The organism is Marinobacter sp. (assembly GCF_048269445.1).
Classification (GTDB): domain Bacteria; phylum Pseudomonadota; class Gammaproteobacteria; order Pseudomonadales; family Oleiphilaceae; genus Marinobacter.
In genome coordinates this window covers 70,877-93,537 of record NZ_JBLXIQ010000002.1, presented here as the reverse complement: position 1 = coordinate 93,537, position 22,661 = coordinate 70,877, and the positions used below count along the sequence as shown (strand labels likewise).

At 56.9% G+C, this 22,661-nt stretch carries 22 protein-coding genes and 1 tRNA gene; 17 read left to right on the top strand and 6 right to left on the bottom strand.

Annotated elements, in window-relative coordinates:
- Positions 1 to 75 precede the first annotated feature (75 nt).
- Positions 76 to 294, top strand: a complete 219-nt coding sequence (locus ACN0XM_RS03755) for a SlyX family protein (RefSeq protein WP_417565586.1) — start codon at positions 76 to 78, stop codon at positions 292 to 294.
- An 18-nt stretch (positions 295 to 312) separates the two neighbouring features.
- Here ACN0XM_RS03755 and dapE read toward each other — a convergent pair whose 3' ends face one another.
- The 6 genes from dapE to map form a co-directional block, all read right to left on the bottom strand.
- Positions 313 to 1,449 carry a succinyl-diaminopimelate desuccinylase gene (dapE, locus tag ACN0XM_RS03750; protein WP_417565585.1) on the bottom strand — a complete coding sequence of 379 codons (1,137 nt, stop codon included), beginning with the start codon at positions 1,447 to 1,449 and terminating at the stop codon, positions 313 to 315.
- Complete coding sequence (gene dapD, locus ACN0XM_RS03745) at positions 1,436 to 2,464, bottom strand: 2,3,4,5-tetrahydropyridine-2,6-dicarboxylate N-succinyltransferase (protein WP_417565584.1); 1,029 nt, start codon at positions 2,462 to 2,464, stop codon at positions 1,436 to 1,438. Before dapD ends, dapE begins: the two co-directional genes overlap by 14 nt.
- Before the next feature lie 112 nt (positions 2,465 to 2,576).
- The gene (locus tag ACN0XM_RS03740) at positions 2,577 to 2,918 is read right to left on the bottom strand and encodes an ArsC family reductase (RefSeq protein ID WP_417565583.1); all 342 of its coding nucleotides are present in this window, start codon (positions 2,916 to 2,918) and stop codon (positions 2,577 to 2,579) included.
- The gene (dapC, locus tag ACN0XM_RS03735; RefSeq protein WP_417565582.1) at positions 2,915 to 4,117 is read right to left on the bottom strand and encodes a succinyldiaminopimelate transaminase; all 1,203 of its coding nucleotides are present in this window, start codon (positions 4,115 to 4,117) and stop codon (positions 2,915 to 2,917) included. Before dapC ends, ACN0XM_RS03740 begins: the two co-directional genes overlap by 4 nt.
- On the bottom strand, positions 4,114 to 6,759 hold the full coding sequence (locus tag ACN0XM_RS03730) for a [protein-PII] uridylyltransferase (RefSeq protein ID WP_417565581.1): 2,646 nt from the start codon (positions 6,757 to 6,759) through the stop codon (positions 4,114 to 4,116). Before ACN0XM_RS03730 ends, dapC begins: the two co-directional genes overlap by 4 nt.
- The gene (map, locus tag ACN0XM_RS03725; protein WP_417565580.1) at positions 6,760 to 7,530 is read right to left on the bottom strand and encodes a type I methionyl aminopeptidase; all 771 of its coding nucleotides are present in this window, start codon (positions 7,528 to 7,530) and stop codon (positions 6,760 to 6,762) included.
- A gap of 255 nt (positions 7,531 to 7,785) precedes the next feature.
- Here map and rpsB point away from each other — a divergent pair, with 255 nt between their 5' ends.
- The 16 genes from rpsB (at position 7,786) to ACN0XM_RS03645 (ending at position 22,612) form a co-directional block, all read left to right on the top strand.
- Positions 7,786 to 8,538: a 30S ribosomal protein S2 gene (gene rpsB, locus ACN0XM_RS03720; protein WP_417565579.1), complete on the top strand. Its 753-nt coding sequence runs from the start codon at positions 7,786 to 7,788 to the stop codon at positions 8,536 to 8,538.
- Between the two features lie 92 nt (positions 8,539 to 8,630).
- Positions 8,631 to 9,500: a translation elongation factor Ts gene (gene tsf, locus ACN0XM_RS03715; RefSeq protein ID WP_417565578.1), complete on the top strand. Its 870-nt coding sequence runs from the start codon at positions 8,631 to 8,633 to the stop codon at positions 9,498 to 9,500.
- 186 nt (positions 9,501 to 9,686) lie between these two features.
- Positions 9,687 to 10,415 (top strand): UMP kinase, encoded by a 729-nt coding sequence (pyrH, locus tag ACN0XM_RS03710; protein WP_099618981.1) that lies wholly within the window; start codon positions 9,687 to 9,689, stop codon positions 10,413 to 10,415.
- A gap of 84 nt (positions 10,416 to 10,499) precedes the next feature.
- Complete coding sequence (frr, locus tag ACN0XM_RS03705) at positions 10,500 to 11,057, top strand: ribosome recycling factor (protein WP_417565577.1); 558 nt, start codon at positions 10,500 to 10,502, stop codon at positions 11,055 to 11,057.
- A 71-nt stretch (positions 11,058 to 11,128) separates the two neighbouring features.
- Complete coding sequence (gene uppS / locus ACN0XM_RS03700) at positions 11,129 to 11,899, top strand: polyprenyl diphosphate synthase (RefSeq protein WP_417565576.1); 771 nt, start codon at positions 11,129 to 11,131, stop codon at positions 11,897 to 11,899.
- A gap of 21 nt (positions 11,900 to 11,920) precedes the next feature.
- Positions 11,921 to 12,760, top strand: a complete 840-nt coding sequence (locus tag ACN0XM_RS03695; RefSeq protein WP_417565575.1) for a phosphatidate cytidylyltransferase — start codon at positions 11,921 to 11,923, stop codon at positions 12,758 to 12,760.
- A gap of 2 nt (positions 12,761 to 12,762) precedes the next feature.
- Positions 12,763 to 13,956 (top strand): 1-deoxy-D-xylulose-5-phosphate reductoisomerase, encoded by a 1,194-nt coding sequence (ispC, locus tag ACN0XM_RS03690; protein ID WP_417565574.1) that lies wholly within the window; start codon positions 12,763 to 12,765, stop codon positions 13,954 to 13,956.
- 48 nt (positions 13,957 to 14,004) lie between these two features.
- On the top strand, positions 14,005 to 15,354 hold the full coding sequence (gene rseP / locus ACN0XM_RS03685) for an RIP metalloprotease RseP (RefSeq protein WP_417565573.1): 1,350 nt from the start codon (positions 14,005 to 14,007) through the stop codon (positions 15,352 to 15,354).
- Between the two features lie 44 nt (positions 15,355 to 15,398).
- Entirely contained in the window at positions 15,399 to 17,717 is a 2,319-nt protein-coding gene (gene bamA / locus ACN0XM_RS03680) for an outer membrane protein assembly factor BamA (RefSeq protein WP_417565572.1), read from the top strand.
- Between the two features lie 45 nt (positions 17,718 to 17,762).
- Entirely contained in the window at positions 17,763 to 18,260 is a 498-nt protein-coding gene (locus ACN0XM_RS03675; protein WP_417565571.1) for an OmpH family outer membrane protein, read from the top strand.
- 47 nt (positions 18,261 to 18,307) lie between these two features.
- On the top strand, positions 18,308 to 19,348 hold the full coding sequence (gene lpxD / locus ACN0XM_RS03670; RefSeq protein ID WP_417565570.1) for a UDP-3-O-(3-hydroxymyristoyl)glucosamine N-acyltransferase: 1,041 nt from the start codon (positions 18,308 to 18,310) through the stop codon (positions 19,346 to 19,348).
- Positions 19,348 to 19,785 carry a 3-hydroxyacyl-ACP dehydratase FabZ gene (gene fabZ, locus ACN0XM_RS03665; RefSeq protein WP_417566059.1) on the top strand — a complete coding sequence of 146 codons (438 nt, stop codon included), beginning with the start codon at positions 19,348 to 19,350 and terminating at the stop codon, positions 19,783 to 19,785. The genes lpxD and fabZ overlap by 1 nt, the downstream gene beginning before the upstream one ends.
- Positions 19,785 to 20,576 carry an acyl-ACP--UDP-N-acetylglucosamine O-acyltransferase gene (lpxA, locus tag ACN0XM_RS03660; RefSeq protein ID WP_417565569.1) on the top strand — a complete coding sequence of 264 codons (792 nt, stop codon included), beginning with the start codon at positions 19,785 to 19,787 and terminating at the stop codon, positions 20,574 to 20,576. The genes fabZ and lpxA overlap by 1 nt, the downstream gene beginning before the upstream one ends.
- 18 nt (positions 20,577 to 20,594) lie before the next feature.
- Complete coding sequence (gene lpxB / locus ACN0XM_RS03655) at positions 20,595 to 21,779, top strand: lipid-A-disaccharide synthase (RefSeq protein WP_417565568.1); 1,185 nt, start codon at positions 20,595 to 20,597, stop codon at positions 21,777 to 21,779.
- Positions 21,779 to 22,465, top strand: a complete 687-nt coding sequence (gene rnhB / locus ACN0XM_RS03650) for a ribonuclease HII (RefSeq protein ID WP_417565567.1) — start codon at positions 21,779 to 21,781, stop codon at positions 22,463 to 22,465. The genes lpxB and rnhB overlap by 1 nt, the downstream gene beginning before the upstream one ends.
- A 70-nt stretch (positions 22,466 to 22,535) precedes the next feature.
- Positions 22,536 to 22,612 (top strand) — tRNA-Met (locus ACN0XM_RS03645).
- The last annotated feature ends 49 nt before the right edge of the window (positions 22,613 to 22,661 follow it).

The following is a 22,661-nucleotide window of genomic DNA, read 5'->3' as shown; positions in this document are numbered from 1 at the left end:
CTGACCAAGCAACGGGGTAAGCAGTGTCATCAATCACATTCTTCAGAGATCTACCCAGGGGAGTACCAATACCCAATGAGCCAGAACGATCTGGAAACCCGACTGGATGAGTTGGAAACACGGCTCGCGTTTCAGGATGATGTTATCAACACCCTGAGCGAGCAGGTAGCGAAACAGGAAATGGATATTCGTGAGTTATGGGAGGCCAAGCGCTTGTTGCACAAACAACTGAAGGATGTGTCCCCGTCCGATATGAAATCCGAACAGGACGAAACCCCTCCGCCTCACTACTGAAAACGGGGTTAAAAAGGATTACGCGAGCAACTCGATCAGAATCTGCTCGTAAATCTCTGACAGAGTGCCCAGATCCTCGGCCTTCACACACTCATCCACCTTGTGGATGGTGGCATTGATGGGGCCAAGCTCGACCACCTGTGCGCCGGTCGGTGCGATGAATCGGCCGTCCGAGGTGCCGCCAGAGGTTGAAAGCTCGGTTTCCCGTCCGGTAATAGAGCGAATGGCATCCTGGCTGGCTGACACCAGTGCGCCCTTGTCTGTCAGGAAGGGGCGCCCGCTCAGATGCCACTGCAGGTCGTACTTCAGGTTGTGGCGGTCCAGAATGGCAACCACCCGTTCCTCCAGACTCTCCGCGGTATTTTCGGTGCAGTAGCGAAAGTTGAAGTGCACCAGGCACTCACCGGGAATGATGTTACTGCCGGTCCCGGCTTCCACTTTGGTGATCTGAAAAGTGGTCGGCGGGAAGAAGTCGTTGCCGCTGTCCCAGAACTCGTTCGCCAGTGCATCCAGGGCGGGGGCTACCGAATGGACCGGGTTTTCGGCCATGTGCGGATAAGCCACGTGGCCCTGCACGCCATGAACCGTCAGGTACCCATGGAGAGAGCCCCGGCGCCCGTTTTTGATCACATCCCCCACTTCGTTCGTGCTGGACGGTTCGCCAATCAGGCACCAGTCGATCTTCTCGTTTCTGGCTTCCAGGGTTTCTACAACTTTGACGGTGCCGTGTTGCGCGGGGCCTTCTTCGTCACTGGTGATCAGCAGGGCAATCGATCCCCGGTGGTCCGGGTATTTTGCTACAAATCGCTCACAAGCAGTTATGAACGCAGCAAGACTGCCTTTCATGTCAGCAGCGCCCCGGCCATAAAGGTAACCGTCCTTGATGACAGGATCAAAGGGCGGATGGGCCCAGTTTTTCTCTGGCCCAGTTGGTACCACGTCGGTGTGCCCGGCGAAGGCAAGCACCGGCCCCCCTGAGCCCTTGCGGGCCCAGAGGTTATCGGTATCACCAAAGCGTAAGTGTTCCCCCGCAAAGCCAATGGGCGCCAGGCGCGACATCATTAATTCCTGGCAGCCGGCATCGTCCGGGGTGACGGACCGCCGGCTGATCAGATCGATGGCGAGGTCGAGTGTCGAAGAATCAGTTGTTTGCATGCAGCTCTTCATTCAACTCGATTGCTGACTTGTTGGTTTTGCACTCTACCGCACCGGTCTGGCTGTTACGACGGAACAGCAGGTCTGGCTGGTTGGCCAGGTCGCGGGCCTTGATCACTTCCACCAGCTCGTTGTTATCATCCAGCAGGGCAACCTTGGTGCCTGCGGTGATGTATAGGCCAGCTTCAACCTTGCAGCGGTCACCCAGCGGGATGCCGATGCCGGCATTAGCGCCAATGAGGCAGTTTTCGCCAACGGCAATAATAATGTTGCCGCCGCCGGACAGGGTGCCCATGGTGGAGCAGCCCCCGCCCAGATCAGAGCCCTTGCCAACCATAACGCCGGCGGAAATGCGGCCTTCAATCATGCTGGTGCCTTCGGTACCGGCATTGAAGTTGATAAAGCCTTCATGCATGACCGTGGTGCCTTCTCCAACATAGGCGCCCAGGCGGACACGGGCGGTATCGGCGATACGGATGCCTTTGGGCACCACGTAGTCGGTCATTTGCGGAAACTTGTCTACCGATTTCACTTCCAGGGTGCGGCCTTCCAGACGAGCCTGAAGCTGACGCTCGGGCAGCTCGTTCAGGTCAATGGCACCTTCGTTGGTCCACGCCAGGTTCGGCAACAGGCCGAAAATACCCTCCAGCTTCAAACCATGCGGTTTGGCCATGCGGTGGGAGATCAGGTGCAGCTTCAGGTAAACCTCGGGTGTGCTTGAGGCGGTGTCATCGGTTTCCAGGATGGTGACCACCACCGGGCGTTTGCTGTTGGCAGCTTTTTCCGCCAGGACCGCCTGGCCGGTCTCGCCAACCTGGCGCAGAGCGTTGGCAAGCTGGCTGAGTTGTTCGGCGGCGGCACTGATTGCCAGGTTGCCACCATGGTAGTCCATTGCATTTCGAATGACTTCCATGAGGGTGCTATCAGGTGTCATGACCGGTTGCTGGTAAAAGACCTCCAGCCACTCGCCCTGTTTGTTCTGGCTGCCGATACCGATACCGAATGCAAAACTCATCAGGTGGTTGCTCCTGTTTGCTATATTTGAAGGTTGTCTGTTCGTAGCGTCCCCTCTCCCCAAACCCTCTCGCGGGAGGGGGAGAGGGGATAAAAGAGGGGAGGCCGTTAATTCAGGTTAACCATGCAGCCCATTCGTCTGCATTAAAGCCCACGAATACATCCCCGGCTCGTTCGACAACGGGGCGCTTAATGATGGATGGATTCTCCAGCATGATCTCGTGGGCGGTCCGGGCGCTAATGGTATCACGAACCTCCTCGGGAAGTTTGCGCCAGGTGGTCCCCCGGCGGTTCAGCAGGGTGTCCCAGCCAACCGCATGTTCCCAGCGGGCCAGCATCTCGCCGTCCAGCCCATCCTTTCTGAAATCGTGGAATTCGTAGTCAGCGCCGTTTTCGTCCAGCCATTTGCGGGCTTTCTTGACGGTATCGCAGTTCTTGATGCCGTAGAGTTTCATGTCTGGTTCGCCTTCACAAATTCAACAATCCGCCGCGCGGCCTCCAGGCATTCGTCAAGCGGTGCCACGAGTGCCATCCGCACCCGGTTCTCGCCCGGATTATGGCCGTCCACAGTTCGGGACAGATAACGGCCCGGCAGAACATGCACATTCTGCTGGGCGGAAAGTTCCCGGGCGAATGTTTCATCATCCATCGGGGTGGAGGGCCACAGGTAGAACCCCGCATCGGGAAAATCCACGTCCATCACTTCCCGCAGGATGGGCACCACCGCCTCGAACTTGGCACGATAGGCCGCCCGGTTTTCCCTCACATGGTCCTCATCATTCCAGGCGGCGATGCTGGCCAACTGGTTATGGATGGGCATGGCACAACCGTGGTACGTCCGGTATTTAAGGTAGCCCTCCAGAATGCGGGCATCGCCGGCTACAAATCCTGACCGCAGCCCCGGTAGGTTGCTGCGCTTGGAGAGGCTGTGGAATACCACGCAGCGGGCGTAATCATCTCGGCCAATGGCCGCGCAGGTCTGCAACAGGCCCTCAGGCGGCTTGCCTTCCTCCGGGTAGAGTTCGGAGTAGCATTCATCGGAAGCGACGATAAAGTCATATTTATCGGCAAGGGCAATCACGTTTGCCAAGGTTTCTCTCGGAATGACCGCGCCACTGGGGTTGCCCGGTGAGCACAGGAACAGCACCTGGCAATCGTTCCAGGTGGACGCTGGCACCGACTCAAAATCCGGGATGAAACCGTTGGAGCCGTCGCAAGGCAAATAAACGGGTGTAGCGCCCGCCAGGAACGCCGCGCCTTCGTACACCTGGTAAAATGGGTTAGGGCTCACCACGGTGGCCGGCTTGCTGGCATCCACTACGGCCTGCACCAGGGAGAAGATGGCTTCGCGGGTTCCGTTTACCGGCACAATATGGCGGGCCGGGCTGAGCGAGCCCGATTTCAGATTAAAGCGATGGGTTGCCCACTTGCTGATCGCCTCACGGAGTTCGTCGGTTCCCCGGGTGGTGGGGTAATTGGCGAGCCTGTCCAGGTTGTTCGCAATGATTTGCTTTACGAAGTCCGGAGAAGGGTGTTTTGGCTCGCCAATGCCCAGTGAGATTGGTCGGAGATGGTCGGGCACGGAAACGCCGGCTTTAAGCTTTGCCAGCTTTTCAAACGGGTAAGGGTGAAGTCTGTCCAGATTCGGATTCATTGAATATCGTCCAGCATTTTACAGAGGTCTTCCTGCAGCGCCTGACACACGGCCGGGTCCCGGATAGGTTCGCCGTGCTCGTCGGTCACGAAGAAAACGTCCTCAACCCGCTCGCCCAGGGTGGCAATCTTGGCGTTGCTCAGGCGCACGCGATGCTCCAGCAACACCTGCCCAATTCGGGCCAGTAGGCCGGGTCGGTCCGGGGTAACCACTTCCATCACCGTGCGCTGGTTGATGGTGTCGTTGGAAAACGTCACTTCCGTCGGGAAGGCGAAATGTTTCAGTTGCCGTGGCGTGCGCCGATGAATGATGTCCGGGTAGTCATCGGGGTCGTCCAGTTCCTCAATCAGGCGCTTGCGTGTGCGCTCCTTGCGGGCAGGGTCAGTTCCCAGGGGCTGGCCCTTCTCATCCAGCACAACGTAAGAACTGATGGAGTAGGGGCCTTCGCTGGAACTGATCCGCGCATCCACGATGTTCAGGTTGAGCTGCTCCAGCACCGCCGTGGTCGCGGCAAACAGGGCCACCCGATCTTTCATGTAAATGATGATCTGGGAATAACCATCGGTGGGGCCGCCCCGGGTGTCGCGAATCAACACTAGTGGGTCCGGGTTATCGCCATGGCGGATTATGGCGGCCGTTTGCCAGGCGATATCCACGGTCGAATCCTGGAGGAAGTAGTCCTCGTCCACGGTGTCCCAGATGGCATCAATCTGTTCGTCGGTCATGTTCTGGGCGTGCAGGATCTCCCTGGCTTCGGACTGGGTGGCGCGCACCCACTCCTGCCGGTCGATGGGCGTTTCCGTTCCGCGCCGCAATGCCCGCTTCGCCTCGATATACAGCTGGCGCAAGAGCGATGCGCGCCACGTATTCCAGAGCTTGGGATTGGTCGCGCTGATGTCACAAACGGTCAGCACGTACAGGTAATCCAGATGCGCCTGGCTTGGCACCGCCCTGGCAAAGCCGTGGATGATGTCCGGGTCCGAGATGTCCTTGCGCTGGGCGGTCATGGACATTAGCAGGTGGTTTTCAACCAGCCAGGAAACTAACTGGGTATCCCGCTCACTGAGGTGATGGCGTTTGCAGAAGGCTTCTGCGTCTATGGCGCCCAGTTCTGAATGGTCGCCGCCCCGGCCTTTGGCAACGTCATGGTAAATGCCGGCAATGTACAGGGTTTCCAGTTTTGGCAGCCGGTGAATCAGGCGGGAAGCCAGGGGGTACTCTGTCTGAGCTTCCGTTCCGTTCAGCCTGACCATGTTCCGGATCACCCGCATGGTGTGGGCATCCACCGTGTAAATGTGGAACAGGTCGTGCTGCATCTGGCCGATGATCTGGCCGAACTCTGGCAGGTAGCGGCCAAGCACGCTGTACTTTTTCATGGCGGACAGGGTCTGGTCCAGCGCATGGGGGGTTCTCAACAGCTCCATGAACAATGTGGTTACCGCCAGATCGGAACGGAAGGCGTCATCAATCAGGTGCCGGTGTGCCCGCAGGGAACGAATCGTGGTGGCCCGAATGCCCTTGATTTCGGGGTGCTGCGCCATCAGCACAAAGATTTCCATGATGGCGTAAGGCGCGTAGGCAAAGACCTGGTTGTTGACCGCTTCTATATAGTAGTTGCGAATCTGGAAGCGTTTGTTGATCGGCTGGATTGCGTCCTCTGAAGCGCTGCCGAGGATCGCCTCGTCGTAATACTGCAAAATCACATCGGCCAGCTCTGCGAGGGCAAGAACGGTCCGGTAGTAGGACTGCATCATCAGCTCAACACCGAGGCGTTTGCCTTCATCCTTGTAACCAAGCATCTGGGCCAGGGCTCGCTGGTGATCAAACAGAAGCCGGTTCTCGTTCCGGTCTGCCAGAAGCTGAAGACCATAGCGCAGCTGCCACAGGAAGGTTTCACCCTGGAGCAGGATCTGGTGCTCTTCTTCGGTCAGGATGCTGAAGCGAGTGAGGTCGGCGATATTCTGCAGGCCGAAATGCCGCTTGGTGATCCAGCCGATGGTCTGGATATCCCGAAGAGCGCCCGGAGAGCCTTTTACGTTGGGTTCGAGGTTGTACTCGGTATCGCCGTATTTCTGATGCCGGTGCTGCTGCTCTTCCCGCTTGGCGATGAAGTAGTCTCGATCGGTGCTGACCTCATCGGAATACACCTGCTCGCTGAGCTCCATGCGCAACTCATCCGGCCCCGCAATGGTTCTGGTCTCAAGCAGATTGGTCAGAATGGTGATGTCTTCGCGGGCAGCGGCCTTGCTCTCCTCAACACTGCGAACACTGTGGCCAATATCAAGCCTAAGATCCCAGAGCAGCGTAACGAAGGCGCCGAGATCGTCGTGCCAGCGGTCTTGAATGCCGTCTCGGGTAAGGATTAGCAGGTCAATATCGGAGTGGGGGTGAAGCTCGCCCCGGCCATAGCCACCCACGGCAATCAGGGCGATATCCGGCGAGCTTGAGAAGGGATAGCGGTTCCAGATCAGTCTCAGAACGGTATCCACTGTGTCAGCCCTGGAATGGACAAGGGCGCGAACATCGGCACCCTGCTTGAAAGCCTCGGCATCGGCGTTATACCTTTGCTTTAGCAGCTCCCGGGCAGCCTTAACGGGAGAGGGATCATTGCTGATGCGGGATTCCAGCTCGCTTCCGTCCACTTAGAAGGACTCTTCCGATCGCTTGGTAAGAACCTCGTGGCCGTCTGCAGTCACAAGGATGGTGTGTTCCCACTGCGCAGACAGCTTGTGATCCTTGGTGACCACCGTCCATCCGTCTGGCAACAGCTTGGTCTGGTATTTGCCCTGGTTGATCATGGGCTCAATGGTAAAAGTCATACCTTCCTGTAGTTCCATGCCGGTGCCGGGCTTTCCGTAGTGCATCACCTGGGGTTCCTCATGGAATACCGCGCCGATACCATGGCCGCAGTAATCTCTCACCACCGAATAACGGTGTTTCTCGGCATGCTGTTGGATCACGTGGCCGATATCACCGAGGCGGGTTCCCGGCTTCACCAGCTCAATGCCCTTATATAGGCATTCCTGGGTTATCTGGATCAGGCGCTCGGTGCCCGGTTTCGGCTTGCCGACAATCCACATCTTGCTGGTGTCGCCGTGGTAGCCATCCTTTATTACGGTCACATCGATGTTAAGGATGTCTCCGTCCTTGAGAGTTTTCTTCTCGGAAGGGATGCCATGGCAGATGACGTGGTTGACCGAGGTGCAGATGGATTTCGGAAATCCCTTGTAGTTGAGCGGGGCCGGAATGGCCTTCTGCTCGTTCACAATGTAATCGTGGCAAATCCGGTCGAGCTCTTCGGTGGATACGCCAGGCTTGACGTGTTCACCGATCATCTCGAGAACATTGGCCGCCAGGCGGCCTGCGACGCGCATCTTTTCGATTTCTTCCGGAGTCTTGATCGATACCTGCATTGGGCTTCCCGTTGATTTGTATCAAACCGGCATTTTAAGGGGCCTGATGCCCGGGTACAAGGAAGGAGGCTCTCAAAAATAATGGCGTTTGCCGCCCCGTTTGTGGTATAAACGCGCCCGCCGGAAACGAATCCGGCAAATTCACACACGTGTCGGCACGTTATCCCAGGGTGCCTGCTCCTGCTTTATATAAGGAGCCAGGTTGGGGTAATCGGATACGTGGAGGACTAACCCGAAGCTAAAAAGGTAATTATCATGGCTCAGGTAAATATGCGTGACCTGCTCAAAGCAGGTGCTCACTTCGGTCACCAGACCCGTTACTGGAACCCGAAAATGTCGAAGTTCATCTTCGGCGCCCGTAACAAGATTCATATCATCAACCTTGAGCAGACTGTTCCTGCCATGAACGATGCGCTGAAGTTCGTTCAGCAGCTGGCAGAGAACAAGAACAAGATCCTGTTCGTTGGTACCAAGCGTGCCGCGGCCAAGATCATCAAGGAAGAAGCCGAGCGTTCCGGTCAGCCGTTCGTAAACCACCGCTGGCTCGGTGGCATGCTGACCAACTACAAGACCATTCGTCAGTCTATCCGTCGCTACCGTGATCTGGAAGCCCAGAGCAAGGACGGCACCTTCGACAAGCTGACCAAGAAAGAAGCTCTGGACCGTACCCGTGAAATGGACCGCCTTGAGCGCTCTATTGGCGGTATCAAGGACATGGGCGGCCTGCCGGATGCCATGTTTGTAATCGACGTGGACCACGAGCGTATCGCTATCAAGGAAGCCAACAAGCTTGGCATTCCTGTTATCGGTGTAGTGGATACCAACAGCGATCCGGACGGTGTTGATTACGTCATTCCGGGTAACGATGATGCCATTCGTGCTATCCAGATTTACGTGCAAGCCGTGGCAAACACCTGCATCGAAGCCGCCCAGTCTGGCGGTGCCGGAGCTGACGAGTTTATTGAAGTCAGCGAAGACGCTGAAGGCGCTGCTCCAGCCGCTGAGTGACGCTATACCTTCACGTTTGAGATGTAAGGTATGCCCGGGTTTGCTTCGGGCATACCTACCCACCGAATTCGGAACAGTTGAGAGGATTGAACATGGCTGCAATTACCGCTGCAATGGTCAAAGAGCTGCGTGAGCGTACCGGCCTTGGCATGATGGAGTGCAAAAAAGCACTCGTGGAAGCTGAAGGAAGTGTAGACGCTGCAATCGAAGAGCTGCGTAAGTCTTCCGGTCTGAAGGCTGCCAAGAAAGCTGGCCGTACTGCCGCTGAAGGTGTGTCTCTGATCAAGATCTCTGATGACAACACCGTTGCCTACATTCTGGAAGTTAACTCAGAAACCGACTTCGTTGCCCGTGACGACAACTTCGTCAATTTCGCCAACGATGTTTTGAATGTCGCTTTCGAAAAAGGCGAAACCGACGTTGCCAAGCTGATGGAAGGCGATCTGGAAGCCAAGCGCGAGGCGCTGGTTCAGAAGATCGGAGAGAACATCACCGTGCGTCGCATCGTTAAGGTTGAAGGACCGGTTGTGGGTGGCTATGTCCACAGCACCAACAAGATCGCTTCTGTTGTTGCCCTGACCGCCGGTGATCCGGAAGTTGCTCGCGACATCGCCATGCACGCTGCGGCCGTTAACCCGCGCGTTGGCAAGCCCGAAGAAATGCCTGCCGAAGAGCTTGAGAAAGAGAAAGAAGTCATCAAGGCCCAGCCGGATATGGAAGGCAAGCCTGCCGAAATTGTCGAGAAGATGATGGGCGGCCGTATCAAGAAGTTCCTCAAGGAAAACAGCCTTGTTGAACAGCCTTTCGTCAAGAATCCGGACCAGACCGTGGGTGAACTGATCAAGTCCGTCGGTGGCGAACTGGTCAGCTTCGTTCGCCTGGAAGTGGGTGAAGGCATCGAGAAGGAAGAAGTGGACTTTGCTGCCGAGGTTGCTGCTGCAGCCGGCACAGGCAAGGCCTGATCCTTCTATTTGGTGTGGCGGGCTCATAGCCGCTGCACCAGCTGAGTCTGCCACGTTAGCCGGGAATTTTCGGCTCTCGTGGCGGGCTTGTATCTGAGATACCCCTTTTTTCGAGGAGTATGTCAGATACAAGCCTGCAACGGGTATCACGCCGGATAGCAGCCAACAGACGAAAAGGGGATCACCATGCCGACATCATCCAAAACCCAGCCCAGATACAAGCGTGTTCTGCTCAAGCTCAGTGGCGAGGCCCTGATGGGGGAACACGATTTCGGTATTGATCCCAAAGTTCTTGACCGCATGGCACTGGAAATTGGTGCGCTGATCGGCATTGGTGTCCAGGTAGGCCTGGTTATCGGTGGTGGAAACCTGTTCCGGGGCGCCGCCCTGAATGCGGCCGGCATGGATCGGGTGACCGGTGACCACATGGGAATGCTGGCAACCGTTATGAATGGCCTGGCCATGCGTGATGCCCTTGAGCGTTCGAACATCCGGACCCGCGTGATGTCTGCAATCCCCATGAGCGGGATTGTCGAGCATTACGATCGCCGCCGGGCGGTACGGGACCTGAAAGATGGTGATGTGGTGATCTTCTGTGCCGGCACCGGAAACCCCTTCTTTACCACCGATTCAGCCGCTTGCCTCCGTGGTATCGAAATTGAGGCGGATGCGGTGCTCAAGGCCACCAAGGTGGATGGCGTATACTCTGCGGATCCACACCTGGACAGCAGTGCCGAGAAATACGACAACCTCACCTACGATGAGGTCCTGGACAAGAAGCTGGGCGTGATGGACCTGACCGCGATCTGTCTCGCACGGGATCACCACATGCCGCTACGGGTATTCGACATGAACCGCGCAGGCGCTCTGATTCGCATCGTAACCGGCGAAAAAGAAGGTACACTGATCGAATAACATCGTTGCCCGGGCCCCTTGACCACTGCATTTCTAAGGGGCCAGATTACTGAATGACATGACGAACGAATTGAGGACGCTGAAGTGATTAACGACATCAAAGAAGAAGCCGAAAAGAAAATGAAGAAGAGCCTGGAGTCTTTGCACTCGGCATTTAACAAGATCCGCACCGGCCGGGCGCACCCGTCCATCCTGGACAGTGTCATGGTGAACTACTATGGCCAGGAGACGCCGCTGAAGCAGGTCGCCAGTGTCAATGTTGAAGACAACCGGACTCTGACCGTCTCCCCCTGGGAGAAGAACCTGATGCCGACCATCGAGAAGGCCATCATGAGCTCTGACCTGGGCCTCAACCCCGCCACCAGTGGCGACATCATTCGCATTCCGATGCCTATGCTGACCGAAGAAACCCGTAAGGAAATGGTCAAGCAGGCGAAAGCCGATGCCGAGCACGGTCGAGTGTCTGTTCGCAACGCTCGCAGAGACGCCAACAGCATGATTAAAGAGCTGCTTAAGGAAAAGGAAATCACCGAAGACGACGAGCGCAAGGGCGAGGAAGATATCCAGAAGCTGACCGACCGCTACATCGCCGAAGTCGAGAAGATGCTCAAGGCCAAAGAAGAGGACCTGATGGCAGTCTAACTGCCCGGGTTCACTTGCAAGCGAATTGAAAGGCCGGTGCAACCACGCGCCCCGGCCGCACAGGGGATTTCATGACGGGAAATGTATCCGCAGGGATTCCGGTGTCGGCAGACAGCCGGCCCCGGCATGTGGCCATTATCATGGACGGTAATAACCGGTGGGCCAAGGCCCGCCGGCTCAAGGGAGTAGCTGGCCACAGGGCCGGGGTGGATGCAGTCAGGGCAGTCGTGGAAACCTGCGCTCGTGAAGGCGTGGAAGTACTCACCCTTTTTGCCTTCTCCAGCGAAAACTGGCGCCGCCCCAAGGATGAAGTTTCCGCACTGATGAAGCTTTTCCTGTTTGCCCTGGAGCGGGAAGTACGCAAGCTCCATCGCAATGACATTCGCCTCAGAATCATTGGCGACCGCTCCGCCTTCAGCTCCGCCTTGCGTGAGCACATGGAGATAGCGGAAGAACTGACCCGCGATAATTCCCGTATGACCCTGGTGATAGCCGCAAATTACGGCGGTCACTGGGATATCACTCAGGCGACGCGCCAGGTTGCCGAGCAGGTCCGGGCGGGGCAGTTGGCACCTTCTGATATCACCGATGATCTTATCCAGCAGCACCTCAGCATTGGTGATCTGCCGATGCCGGATCTGTTGATCCGGACAGCCGGTGAGCAGCGCATCAGCAATTTTATGCTGTGGCACCTGGCCTATACAGAACTCTATTTCTCACCGGTGTACTGGCCCGATTTCCAGGAAGAGGAAATGCGCAAGGCTCTCCAGGCTTACGCCGGTCGCCAGCGTCGTTTTGGCCAGACAGATGATCAGATAACGGCCAAGGCCTCACAACAATAACGAACGATAGCGACGTTAACTGTGTTAAAGACCCGAATTATTACCGCACTGATCCTCGCCCCCATTGCCATTGGCGGGATTTTCTTCCTCCCGCCCCTGGGTTTTGCGCTCTTTACGGGTGCCATCATTACCGTGGGGGCCTGGGAATGGGCGAACATGTCCGGCATTGAGAGCACTCCGGGCCGTGTGGCGTATGCTCTGGCGACTGCGTCCATCCTGTATGGCTTGCTGAACGTTCCTATTGTTGCGGTGCTCTGGATGGCGCTCGCCTGGTGGTTTATCTGTTTTCTGCTGGTTCGCAGCTACCCAGCGGGCTCGGAAAAATGGGGCAGTCTGGCCGCGCGAGCGGTTATGGGGCTGCTTGTTCTGGTGCCCGCATGGGTCGGGTTGAACCATTTACGCACCGGTGGGTTCCAGTTTGGTGACAGCACCAATAACCTTCTCCTTATTCTGTACGTCTTCTGTGTGGTCTGGGTTGCGGATATCGGCGCCTACTTCGCCGGACGGGCCTTTGGTAAGTCCAAGCTGGCGCCGCGGGTCAGCCCCGGCAAATCCTGGGCAGGTGTCTGGGGTGGGCTAGTGGCCGTGGGCGTTTTCGCCCTGTTGGTGAGCTTCATCGCTTCCGCTGGAACTGGCGAGACCCTGCTGCTGGTCGCCGCCAGCCTGATAACCGGGTTTGTCTCGGTGCTGGGCGATTTGCTGGAAAGCATGCTCAAACGCTTTCGTGGCATCAAGGACAGCAGCCAGCTACTGCCCGGCCATGGGGGCATAATGGACCGGATTGACAGCCTTACCGCCGCCATTCCTGTGTTTGCCCTGATCATTACCCAGCTGGGTTGGCTGACAGCCGGACAGTGGTGACTATGGTAACTGAGGTAACCCGCCGTATCAGTATATTGGGAGCCACTGGCTCCATCGGCCTGAGTACGCTGGATGTCATTCGCCGGCACCCTGACCGATTCTCGGTCTATGCGCTGACAGCCAGTACCCGTGTGGAAGAGCTCGCGATGTTGTGCCGCGAATTCAAACCCCGGGTGGCTGTTATGGCGGATCCCGGGGCGGCGCAAACGCTTGCCGGGTTACTGTCCGATTTGCCGGACATTCAGGTTCTGAGTGGCATGGAAGGGTTGTGCCTGGTCGCCTCGGCTCCGGAAATTGATACCGTGATGGCTGCTATTGTTGGCGCTGCAGGGCTTTTGCCGACGCTCGCCGCCGTGCGGGCCAGCAAGCGGGTCTTGCTGGCCAACAAGGAAGCGCTGGTGATGTCCGGCAAGCTGTTTATGGACGCCGTGGCCGAAGCTGGCGCAGAACTCCTGCCTATCGATTCCGAACACAACGCCATTTTCCAATGTATGCCGGTCGATAAAATCCGGGACCCTGCCGGCGCCGGCATTACCCGAATTCTGCTGACGGCCTCCGGCGGGCCGTTCCGCGAACACAGTGCCGAAGCACTTCGGTCGGTAACGCCTTCGCAAGCCTGTGCCCATCCGAATTGGTCGATGGGTCAGAAGATTTCCGTTGATTCAGCAACGCTGATGAACAAAGGCCTGGAGTTGATTGAGGCCTGCTGGTTGTTCAATACAACGCCGGAGCGGGTGGAAGTGCATGTTCACCCGGAGAGCATTATCCACTCCATGGTGGAGTATGCGGACGGATCTGTGCTTGCCCAGCTTGGCAGCCCGGATATGAGAACCCCCATTGCCAATGGTCTGGCTTGGCCGGAGCGTATTGATGCGGGCGTTGCACCAGTGGACCTGTTCGCCATCGGCCGGTTCCATTTCGAGCGCCCGGACCTGGTTCGCTTCCCCTGCCTGCGTCTGGCTGCAGAAGCCTTCGAGGCCGGGGGCACGGCACCGGCCGTTTTGAACGCAGCAAATGAAGTGGCGGTTGCCGCTTTTCTTGAAGGTAACCTTTGTTTTGCCGATATCCCCGTTATTATAGAGCGCACGCTGGGTGCAACCGCGGTTGAGCCAGCTGACAGTTTTGAGGTTATCTTCGCCAAGGACACTGAAGCCCGGGCCCGGGCACGGGAACAGATCGGTCTGTTAACTGTCTGATACTCGCAGCGGTTTGCCACCCGGCTGAAGCCAACAATCAGGAACGATATGCAGATTATTGAAACCGTCCTCGCACTTGCACTGACCCTGGGCATCCTCGTGACCCTGCACGAGTACGGTCATTTTTGGGTTGCCCGCCGGTGTGGTGTGAAAGTGCTCCGCTTCTCCGTTGGTTTCGGAAAGCCGCTGTATTCCTGGTACGACAAACACGGTACCGAATTCGCCATAGCCGCCATTCCGCTTGGCGGCTATGTCAAAATGCTGGACGAGCGGGAAGGGCCGGTACCCGAAGAGCTGAAAGACCAAGCCTTTACGTCCAAGCCTCCGTCCCGTCGTATTGCCATTGCCGCGGCAGGCCCATTGGCAAACTTTATTTTTGCGATTTTCGCCTACTGGTTGCTGAGTGTGGTCGGCGTTACCCATGTTGCTCCCATCGTGGGGCAGGTGGCCGATGATAGTGTGGCCGAGCGCGTCGGTTTGCGTGAAGGCATGGAGATCCATTCTGTCGATGGTCACCGGGTTGCCTCATGGCGAGACGTCAACATGCGTATTCTGGAGCGAACCGGCGAGCAGGGCCTGATTTCCTTGGAGGTATCTAATGGTGGTGCCCGTGGCACGGTCAGCGGAGAGCTTGCCGGCTGGGGCTTGAGCGACGATACTCCGAACCCGCTGGCGGAATTCGGTATTACACCTTGGCGCCCCGCGGTGCCTCCGGTGCTGGGCCAGATTTCAGAGGGTGGCAGGGCTCAGGCGGCCGGCCTGCAAACCGGGGATCGTGTTGTTGCCGTTAACGGAGAGCCCATCAGTAGTTGGTTTGATCTGGTTGAGTTCATCCGCAATGCGCCTGAACAGACGCTAGAGGTAACAGTTGACCGCAATGGCTCGGAACGCTCAATCAGCCTTACGCCGGAAACGAAAAGCGAGGAGAGTGGCGAGTCAATTGGCTTTATTGGTGCCGGTGTTGAAGCTATCTCATGGCCGGATGAAGCGCTACGCGAAGTCAGCTATGGTCCGTTTGCGGCGGTTCCCGTTGCCCTCAGTGAAACTTGGGGCGACACCCGGCTGACTCTCGTGGCCATCAAGAAGATGGTCACTGGCCTTCTGTCACCCACCAATCTTAGCGGGCCCATCACCATTGCCAGGGTTGCTGAAGCCAGTGTTAGTTCCGGATTTGAGGATTTTGTGCGCTTTCTGGCCTATCTCAGCGTGAGTCTCGGCATCCTGAATCTGCTGCCAGTGCCAGTGCTCGATGGTGGTCATATTGTGTATTACACCATCGAAGCCCTGCGAGGAAAGCCACTTTCCGAGCAGGTTCAGGCGTTCGGGTTACGAATTGGTATGGCAATGATCCTCACATTAATGGTGTTTGCTCTTTACAACGACCTGATGCGGTTGTGAGAATTGCGGGCTCCTTACGCGCATTAACCAGGCGAAATATTTGAATGAGACGTTCTCTACTAAGTGTAGCCGTTGGCCTCGCTGTGGCCCTGTCCGGCCTGAAGCCAGCACTTGCAGACCAGTTCACAGTTGCGGATATCGAGGTAGAGGGCCTGCAAAGGGTTTCTGCGGGTACCGTTTTTTCTGCGTTTCCCGTGAACATCGGTGAGCAGGTTGATGAGACTGAGCTGGCCGATGCGATCAAGTCCCTGTTCCGTACCGGGTTGTTCACCGACATTGAGGCCAGCCGCGATGCTGGCGTTCTTATCGTGACGGTTCGTGAACGACCTTCCATCAGCAACATTGAGATCGAGGGTAACAAGAACATCGAAACCGAGATGTTGATGGATGCCCTGGCGGGTGCCGGTCTTCAGGAGGGCCAGGTCTTCCGGCGCGCGACCCTTGAGCGTCTTGAGCTGGAAATCCTGCGTTCCTACATCGCTCAGGGGCGTTACAACGCCCGGGTGAAGGCAACAGCGGAGGAATTGCCACGGAATCGCGTTTCAATCCGCCTGGACATCAACGAAGGCACTGTGGCGGCGATACACCACATCAACCTGATCGGGAATAGGGACTTCAGCGACGAAGAGCTGAAGGACTTGTTTGAACTGCAGACCACGAGTTGGTGGAACTCGATTACGAACTCGGACAAATATGCGCGAGAGCGTCTCAGCGGTGATCTGGAGTCACTGCGCTCATTTTATCTAGATCGCGGCTACCTGGACTTTAATGTGGAGTCCAGTCAGGTCTCCATCTCGCCGGACAAACAGAAGGTCTTTATCGCCATCGCCCTGAACGAAGGGCCCCAGTACACCATCTCGGAGATCAATTTGCGTGGTGACCTGATTGTGGGCGAGGAAGAACTGCGGTCACTGATACCGGTGAAAGACGGCGACGTTTTCTCCCGTTCCCGCATGACAGCCATATCTGAGGCCCTGGCTTTCAGGCTTGGCCGTGAGGGTTATGCCTTTGCCAACGTCAACGCCGTTCCTGAGCCGGGCGAGGGCAATACCGCTGCGGTCACCTTTTTCGTAGAACCGGGCAAGCGGGCCTATGTGCGTCGGGTTAATTTCGATGGAAACGTTTCCACTCGTGATGATGTGCTTCGCCAGGAAATGACCCAGATGGAAGGCGGTGTTGCCTCTTCAGACCGCATCGAATTCTCGAAGACCAAACTGGAGCGCCTCGGTTTCTTCAAAACAGTGGACGTAGAGACGGTTCCGGTTCCGGGTACCGACGACCTGGTCGACGTGAATTACTCGGTGGAAGAACAGCCAACGGGCAGCTTGTCGGCATCCGTAGGTTTCTCTCAGGATTCCGGGGTCATTCTTGGTGCCAATGTTTCCGAGAATAACTTCTTCGGTAGTGGCAAGCGCGTCTCATTTGGCGTGAACGTCAGTGATTCGGTAAAGAGTGCAAATATTTCCTATCTGGACCCCTACTACACCGTGGATGGTGTGAGCCGTGGCTTCAGCGTATTTGCCCGCGAAACCGACTATGAAGATGAAGACATTTCATCTTTCCTGCTGGACGAATATGGTGGCCGTGTCACCTTTGGCTATCCGACCGACAGCATCACCCGCCTGAACTTCGGTGCGGGCTTCACCCAGTCCAACCTGAAAGAAGGACTCTTCACCTCCCAGGAGGTGATGGAGTTTATTGATGAAGAAGGGGACACCTTTAATAACTTCTTCCTGTTCGGCAGCTGGCGCCGCAGCACCCTCAACCGGGGCGTGTTGCCCTCTGATGGCTACAGCCAGTCCCTGTCACTGGACGTGGCGGTACCGGGCAGTGATCTGACCTTCTACAAAGTGAGCCACAAGACCGATTTCTATTACCCGATTACCGATAATAATCGTTGGGTGTTTCGCGCGCGATCGGATATTGGCTATGGTGACGGCTATGGGGATCGCACCCAGATGCCATTCTATGAGCATTTCTACACTGGGGGTTATGGCTCGGTGCGTGGTTACCAGTCCAACTCCCTGGGCAACCGGGCAACGAATAATCCCAACGACTTTTCTGATCCGGACCCGTTTGGTGGCAACCTGCTCACCGAAGGCAGTCTTGAGTTGATTTTTCCGACCCCCTTCGCTGGCGACACCCGCTCAATGAGGACATCGTTCTTCCTCGATGCCGGTCAGGTTTTTGACACGGAACGCGGGTTTGATCCGGAGCTGGGAGAAGTCCGCCTGTCTGCTGGTGTCGGCTTCCAGTGGATTACTGCTGTCGGCCCGCTAGCCTTCAGTCTGGCGATGCCGCTGAACGACAAACCCGGTGACGACACTCAGATGTTCCAGTTCTCTCTGGGCCAGACCTTCTAAAGCATGGATAATAACAACCTACGGATGAAAACCAGGAGAAAACCAATGTCCCGATTCATATTGATGTTCGCCGCTGTGATTATGGCGTTTTCAGTGCCTGCCATGGCAGAAACCCGTATTGGAGTAGTCGATTTGCGGCAGGCACTGTTTTCTTCAAACGATGCCAAGGCCTTCAGCGAAACGCTCCAGAAGGATTTTGCCGGCGATGAAGCCAAGGTCCGTGAAGTTCAGGAAGAAGCCCGCAAACTCAAGGAGCGCCTCGAAAAAGACGGCGCCATGATGAATGAGACCGAACGTAACAAACTTGCCGGTGAATTCCAGGAAAAAGTAAAGGAGTTCAACTTCCTCAAGCAGCGGCTCGATTCTACCGTCAATCAGCGCAAGCAGGCGTTCCTGGAAGAGGCCCGCCCGGAAGTGGACGCGGCTGTGAAAGAGCTTCTTGAGGATAATGATCTCGACCTGATTCTGCCGAGTGAGGCGGTCGTTTATGTGAAGCCGGAAATGAATCTGACCTCTCAGCTTCTCGACAAACTGAACCGCTAACCCGTCACGGGTACTCCGGTGCCCGGAAAGTTGCTTGGGAGCACGCGATGACAGATAGGTCTTACTCCCTGGGGGAGATTGCCAGAGCCCTGGGTGCAGAGCTGCGGGGCGATCCTGATGTGCGGGTTTCAGGGCTGGCAACACTGCAGGCAGCCGGGCCTGGCCAGATCAGTTTCCTGGCTAACCCGTCCTATGCCAAATATCTGGCTGACACTCATGCTTCGGCTGTCATTGCGTCTCCCGCCACTGCAAAAGACGCTCCTACAAACGTCCTGTTACTGGAAAACCCTTACCTCGGTTATGCTCGCCTCAGTCACTGGTTTGATCCGGCTCCGGTCGCCTCTCCAGGCGTTCATCCGACCGCAGTGATTGACCCCTCGGCAATTCTGGCTGAGGACGCCTGCATCGGTCCGAACGTGGTTGTGGAAGCGGGGGCCGATATTGGCGAAAAAGCGGTGATCGGTGCGGGCTCGATCATTGGCGCCCGCACTCGCATTGGTGCCCGGACGGTTATCCGGCCGCGGGTGACTCTGGCTCACGACGTTGTGCTCGGACAGCGCTGCCACATTCTCAGTGGCGCCGTTATCGGCTCCGACGGCTTTGGTTTCGCCAATGAAAAGGGCGTATGGCATCGCATTGCGCAACTGGGCCGCGTTATTCTTGGTGATGATGTGGAAGTGGGCGCTAACACCACCATCGATAGGGGAGCGCTCGACGATACCGTCATTGGTAACGGTGTAAAGCTCGACAACCTTATTCAGATTGCTCACAACGTCTGCATTGGGGATCACAGCGCCATGGCCGCCATGGTGGGGATTGCGGGCAGTACCCGTATTGGCAGGCATTGTGTCTTTGGCGGTGCTTCGGGCGTTGCAGGCCATCTCGAGATTGGCGACCAGGTTCACCTGACTGGAATGACCCTGGTGACTGGTGATATCCGGGAGCCCGGCGTGTACTCTTCCGGAACCAGCGCGGATACCAACCGCCAATGGCGAAAGAACGCCGTACGTTTTCGCCAGCTTGATGCCTTGGCACGACGTATTAAAGAACTGGAAAAGAAATCAGAGGGCCGAGGCCGATCAACATGATAATGAACACCAAAGAAATACTTGAATACCTGCCGCACCGATACCCGTTTTTGCTAGTGGATCGCGTAACGGAGCTCGAAAAGGGAAAGTCGATCAAGGGCTATAAGAATCTTTCGTTCAACGAGGAGTTCTTCCAGGGCCATTTTCCGAACAACCCGATCATGCCGGGTGTTCTGATCATTGAAGCCATGGCCCAGCTTTCAGGCATTCTCGGTTTTGCGACCGTGGGCCGGAAACCCTCTGATGGCGTGGTACAATACTTGGCGGGATCCAGCAAGGCGCGCTGGAAGCGCCCCGTTTTGCCGGGAGACCAACTCTGTATGGAGTCGGTACTCATCTCCGGAAAGCGTGGTATCTATAAATTCGATTGTCGCGCGCTGGTCGACGGTGACGTTGTCTGCGTGGCAGAGATTCTGACCGCTGAGAGAGAAGTTTGATGGCGACAAATGACTGGTCGGGTGTCCATCCTCAGGCGATTGTAGACCCGTCAGCCAGGCTGGGGGACAACGTTACCGTTGGCCCCTGGAGTTACATTGGCCCGGATGTGGAAATTGGAGACGGTACTGAAATTCTTTCCCACGTGGTGGTCAAAGGCCCAACCGTTATAGGCCGCAACAATCGTGTTTTCCAGTTTTGCAGCATTGGTGAAGAGTGCCAGGACAAGAAATACGCTGGTGAACCTACAACTCTGGTCATCGGTGACAACAACGTCATCCGCGAGAATTGCACTATCCATCGGGGTACGGTCCAGGACCGTGGCGAAACCCGGATTGGCAGCGGCAATCTGCTGATGGCCTACGTGCATGTGGCCCATGACTGCATCGTGGGTGACAACACCATCCTGGCCAACTGCGCGACACTCGCAGGCCATGTATCAGTGGGTGATTACGCGATTCTGGGTGGTGGCACCATGGTGCATCAGTTCTGCCACATCGGCACTCACAGCATGGCTGCGGGTGGCAGTATCGTACTTAAAGACATACCCGCATACGTGATGGCCAGCGGCCAGTCTGCTCAGCCCCATGGCATGAACGTGGAAGGTCTTAGGCGCCGCGGATTCGGCAAGGACGTGCTGCTGGCGCTGCGTCGTGCCTACAAGGTAATCTACCGCCAGGGCCTGACCACTGAGCAGGCGGTTGTAGAACTGGAAAAAGAGTATTCCGATGTTCCGGAAGTACGGGTTCTTATAGATTCCCTTCGTGGGGCAGACCGCGGCATCATCCGCTAACCCGGCGGGAGCCAGTCGGTGACGGACCATCTTTCAAGCGCGATCATCAGCGAGCGCAATATCACCTTCGGAATCATTGCTGGCGAGGCATCGGGAGACATTCTCGGTGCCGGCCTGATCCGTTCCCTTCGGCGTCGTTACCCCAATGCCCGGTTTGCAGGGATCGGTGGCGACGAAATGATCGCCGAAGGCTTCCATTCCCTGGTGCCCATGGAGCGCCTGTCGGTGATGGGTCTGGTGGAAGTGCTCGGTAGAATTCGCGAGCTGTTCAGCATCCGGGCTCGCTTACTCGACTACTTTTTTACCACACCACCGGAAGTCGTCATCGGCATTGATTCGCCGGATTTCACACTGGCCATCGAGCGGCGCTGCCGTGAAGCCGGCATGCTCTCGGTTCATTATGTGAGCCCCTCGGTGTGGGCCTGGCGCCAGAAGCGGATCTTTAAAATCGCCAAATCCGTCAACCTCATGCTAACCCTGTTTCCCTTCGAGGCCCGGTTTTACGAGGAACATCAGGTGCCAGTGGCTTTTGTAGGTCACCCCCTGGCAGACCGCATCCCCATGGAACCGGACACCCTCAAGATGAGGGGATCCCTTGGTCTTGATGCTAATGCGCCGGTTCTGGCGATTCTGCCTGGTAGTCGGGCAGGTGAGGTGGAGCGCCTTGGAACCCTGTTTCTGGAGGCTGCCCGCTGGATTCAGGAGAGGCGTCCGGATCTTCAGTTGGTGATTCCCTGTGTGAACCGGGATCGTGAGAAGCAGGTCCGGGATTTGGTGGATGCGCTGGACGTGAAATTGCCGGTCACTATTGTCCGGGGGCGATCCCGGGATGTGATGGCTGCTTCCGATGTGGTTCTGCTGGCTTCTGGTACGGCTACTCTGGAAGCCATGCTCCTAAAAAAGCCCATGGTGGTGGGTTACCGCCTGAGCGGACTCAGTTACGCCTTACTCTCCAAACTGGTGAAAGTGCCGCACGTGGCGCTCCCCAACCTACTGGCCAAACGCCAACTGGTGCCTGAGCTGATACAGGACGATGCCACCGCAGGAAGCCTTGGCGCTGCCGTGCTTGAGCGCCTGGAGAACAGCGAAGAGCGGGCCCGGCTCACGGAAGCGTTCACCGAACTGCATCATACTCTCAGGCAGGGCGCCGACGAGAAAGCAGCCCAGGCTATCTCGGAACTGGTGGAAGGAGGGCCAAACTGATGCCCAAGACTCCTTTGCTTCCATTTGAATGTCGCTACACCGGCTCGCTTCTGGCCGGTGTAGACGAAGTCGGGCGGGGGCCGCTGATTGGCGCCGTGGTCACTGCTGCTGTTATTTTGGATCCGAGGCGGCCCATCGCCGGCCTGGCGGATTCCAAGAAACTCACCGAAAAGCGCCGGAATGTCCTTTACGAGGAAATCCTCAAGCATGCTCAAGCCTGGAGCATAGGCCGGTGTGAAGCCCATGAGATCGATAAGCTGAACATCTACCAGGCCACTATGCTGGCGATGGAGCGCGCCGTTGCCGGCCTCGTCGTTGCGCCCGAGTACGTTCTGGTAGACGGGAATCGTTGCCCCAAATGGCACTGGCCCTCGGAGCCTGTGATCAAAGGTGACAGCCGCGTACAGGCAATCAGCGCTGCTTCCATCATCGCCAAGGTAACCCGCGACCGAGAGATGGAAGAACTGGAAACCCGATTCCCCGGCTTTGGCCTGGCGCAGCACAAAGGCTACCCAACCCCGGTGCACTTGGAAGCACTTCGCCGTCTTGGAGCAACACCTGAGCACCGTCGTTCCTTCCGGCCGGTTCAGGAAGTTATTGATGAGGTGGGTCTCTACCGGCAAATCGTGTCGACGGATCCGGAGGAACTTCAATACCGCACAGACCTCTTTGAAGATATTGATTGACAGCGCGAGATCGAATCCTTAATATACGCGCACGTTGATCGGGGGTGACCCGGTAAACAACCAGTTTTGATGCGGGGTGGAGCAGTCTGGTAGCTCGTCGGGCTCATAACCCGAAGGTCGTTGGTTCGAATCCAGCCCCCGCTACCATTTATAAAAGCAGATCAGTCTTTGACTGATCTGCTTTTTTTTTGCACCT

Excerpts from the sequence above, each read along its gene's own strand:
- ACN0XM_RS03755 (WP_417565586.1), top strand. The coding sequence starts at position 76 with ATGAGCCAGAACGATCTGGAAACCCGACTGGATGAGTTGGAAACACGG.
- dapE (WP_417565585.1), bottom strand. The coding sequence starts at position 1,449 with ATGCAAACAACTGATTCTTCGACACTCGACCTCGCCATCGATCTGATC.
- dapD (WP_417565584.1), bottom strand. The coding sequence starts at position 2,464 with ATGAGTTTTGCATTCGGTATCGGTATCGGCAGCCAGAACAAACAGGGC.
- ACN0XM_RS03740 (WP_417565583.1), bottom strand. The coding sequence starts at position 2,918 with ATGAAACTCTACGGCATCAAGAACTGCGATACCGTCAAGAAAGCCCGC.
- dapC (WP_417565582.1), bottom strand. The coding sequence starts at position 4,117 with ATGAATCCGAATCTGGACAGACTTCACCCTTACCCGTTTGAAAAGCTG.
- map (WP_417565580.1), bottom strand. The coding sequence starts at position 7,530 with ATGCAGGTATCGATCAAGACTCCGGAAGAAATCGAAAAGATGCGCGTC.
- rpsB (WP_417565579.1), top strand. The coding sequence starts at position 7,786 with ATGGCTCAGGTAAATATGCGTGACCTGCTCAAAGCAGGTGCTCACTTC.
- tsf (WP_417565578.1), top strand. The coding sequence starts at position 8,631 with ATGGCTGCAATTACCGCTGCAATGGTCAAAGAGCTGCGTGAGCGTACC.
- pyrH (WP_099618981.1), top strand. The coding sequence starts at position 9,687 with ATGCCGACATCATCCAAAACCCAGCCCAGATACAAGCGTGTTCTGCTC.
- uppS (WP_417565576.1), top strand. The coding sequence starts at position 11,129 with ATGACGGGAAATGTATCCGCAGGGATTCCGGTGTCGGCAGACAGCCGG.
- ispC (WP_417565574.1), top strand. The coding sequence starts at position 12,763 with ATGGTAACTGAGGTAACCCGCCGTATCAGTATATTGGGAGCCACTGGC.
- rseP (WP_417565573.1), top strand. The coding sequence starts at position 14,005 with ATGCAGATTATTGAAACCGTCCTCGCACTTGCACTGACCCTGGGCATC.
- bamA (WP_417565572.1), top strand. The coding sequence starts at position 15,399 with ATGAGACGTTCTCTACTAAGTGTAGCCGTTGGCCTCGCTGTGGCCCTG.
- ACN0XM_RS03675 (WP_417565571.1), top strand. The coding sequence starts at position 17,763 with ATGTCCCGATTCATATTGATGTTCGCCGCTGTGATTATGGCGTTTTCA.
- lpxD (WP_417565570.1), top strand. The coding sequence starts at position 18,308 with ATGACAGATAGGTCTTACTCCCTGGGGGAGATTGCCAGAGCCCTGGGT.
- lpxA (WP_417565569.1), top strand. The coding sequence starts at position 19,785 with ATGGCGACAAATGACTGGTCGGGTGTCCATCCTCAGGCGATTGTAGAC.
- rnhB (WP_417565567.1), top strand. The coding sequence starts at position 21,779 with ATGCCCAAGACTCCTTTGCTTCCATTTGAATGTCGCTACACCGGCTCG.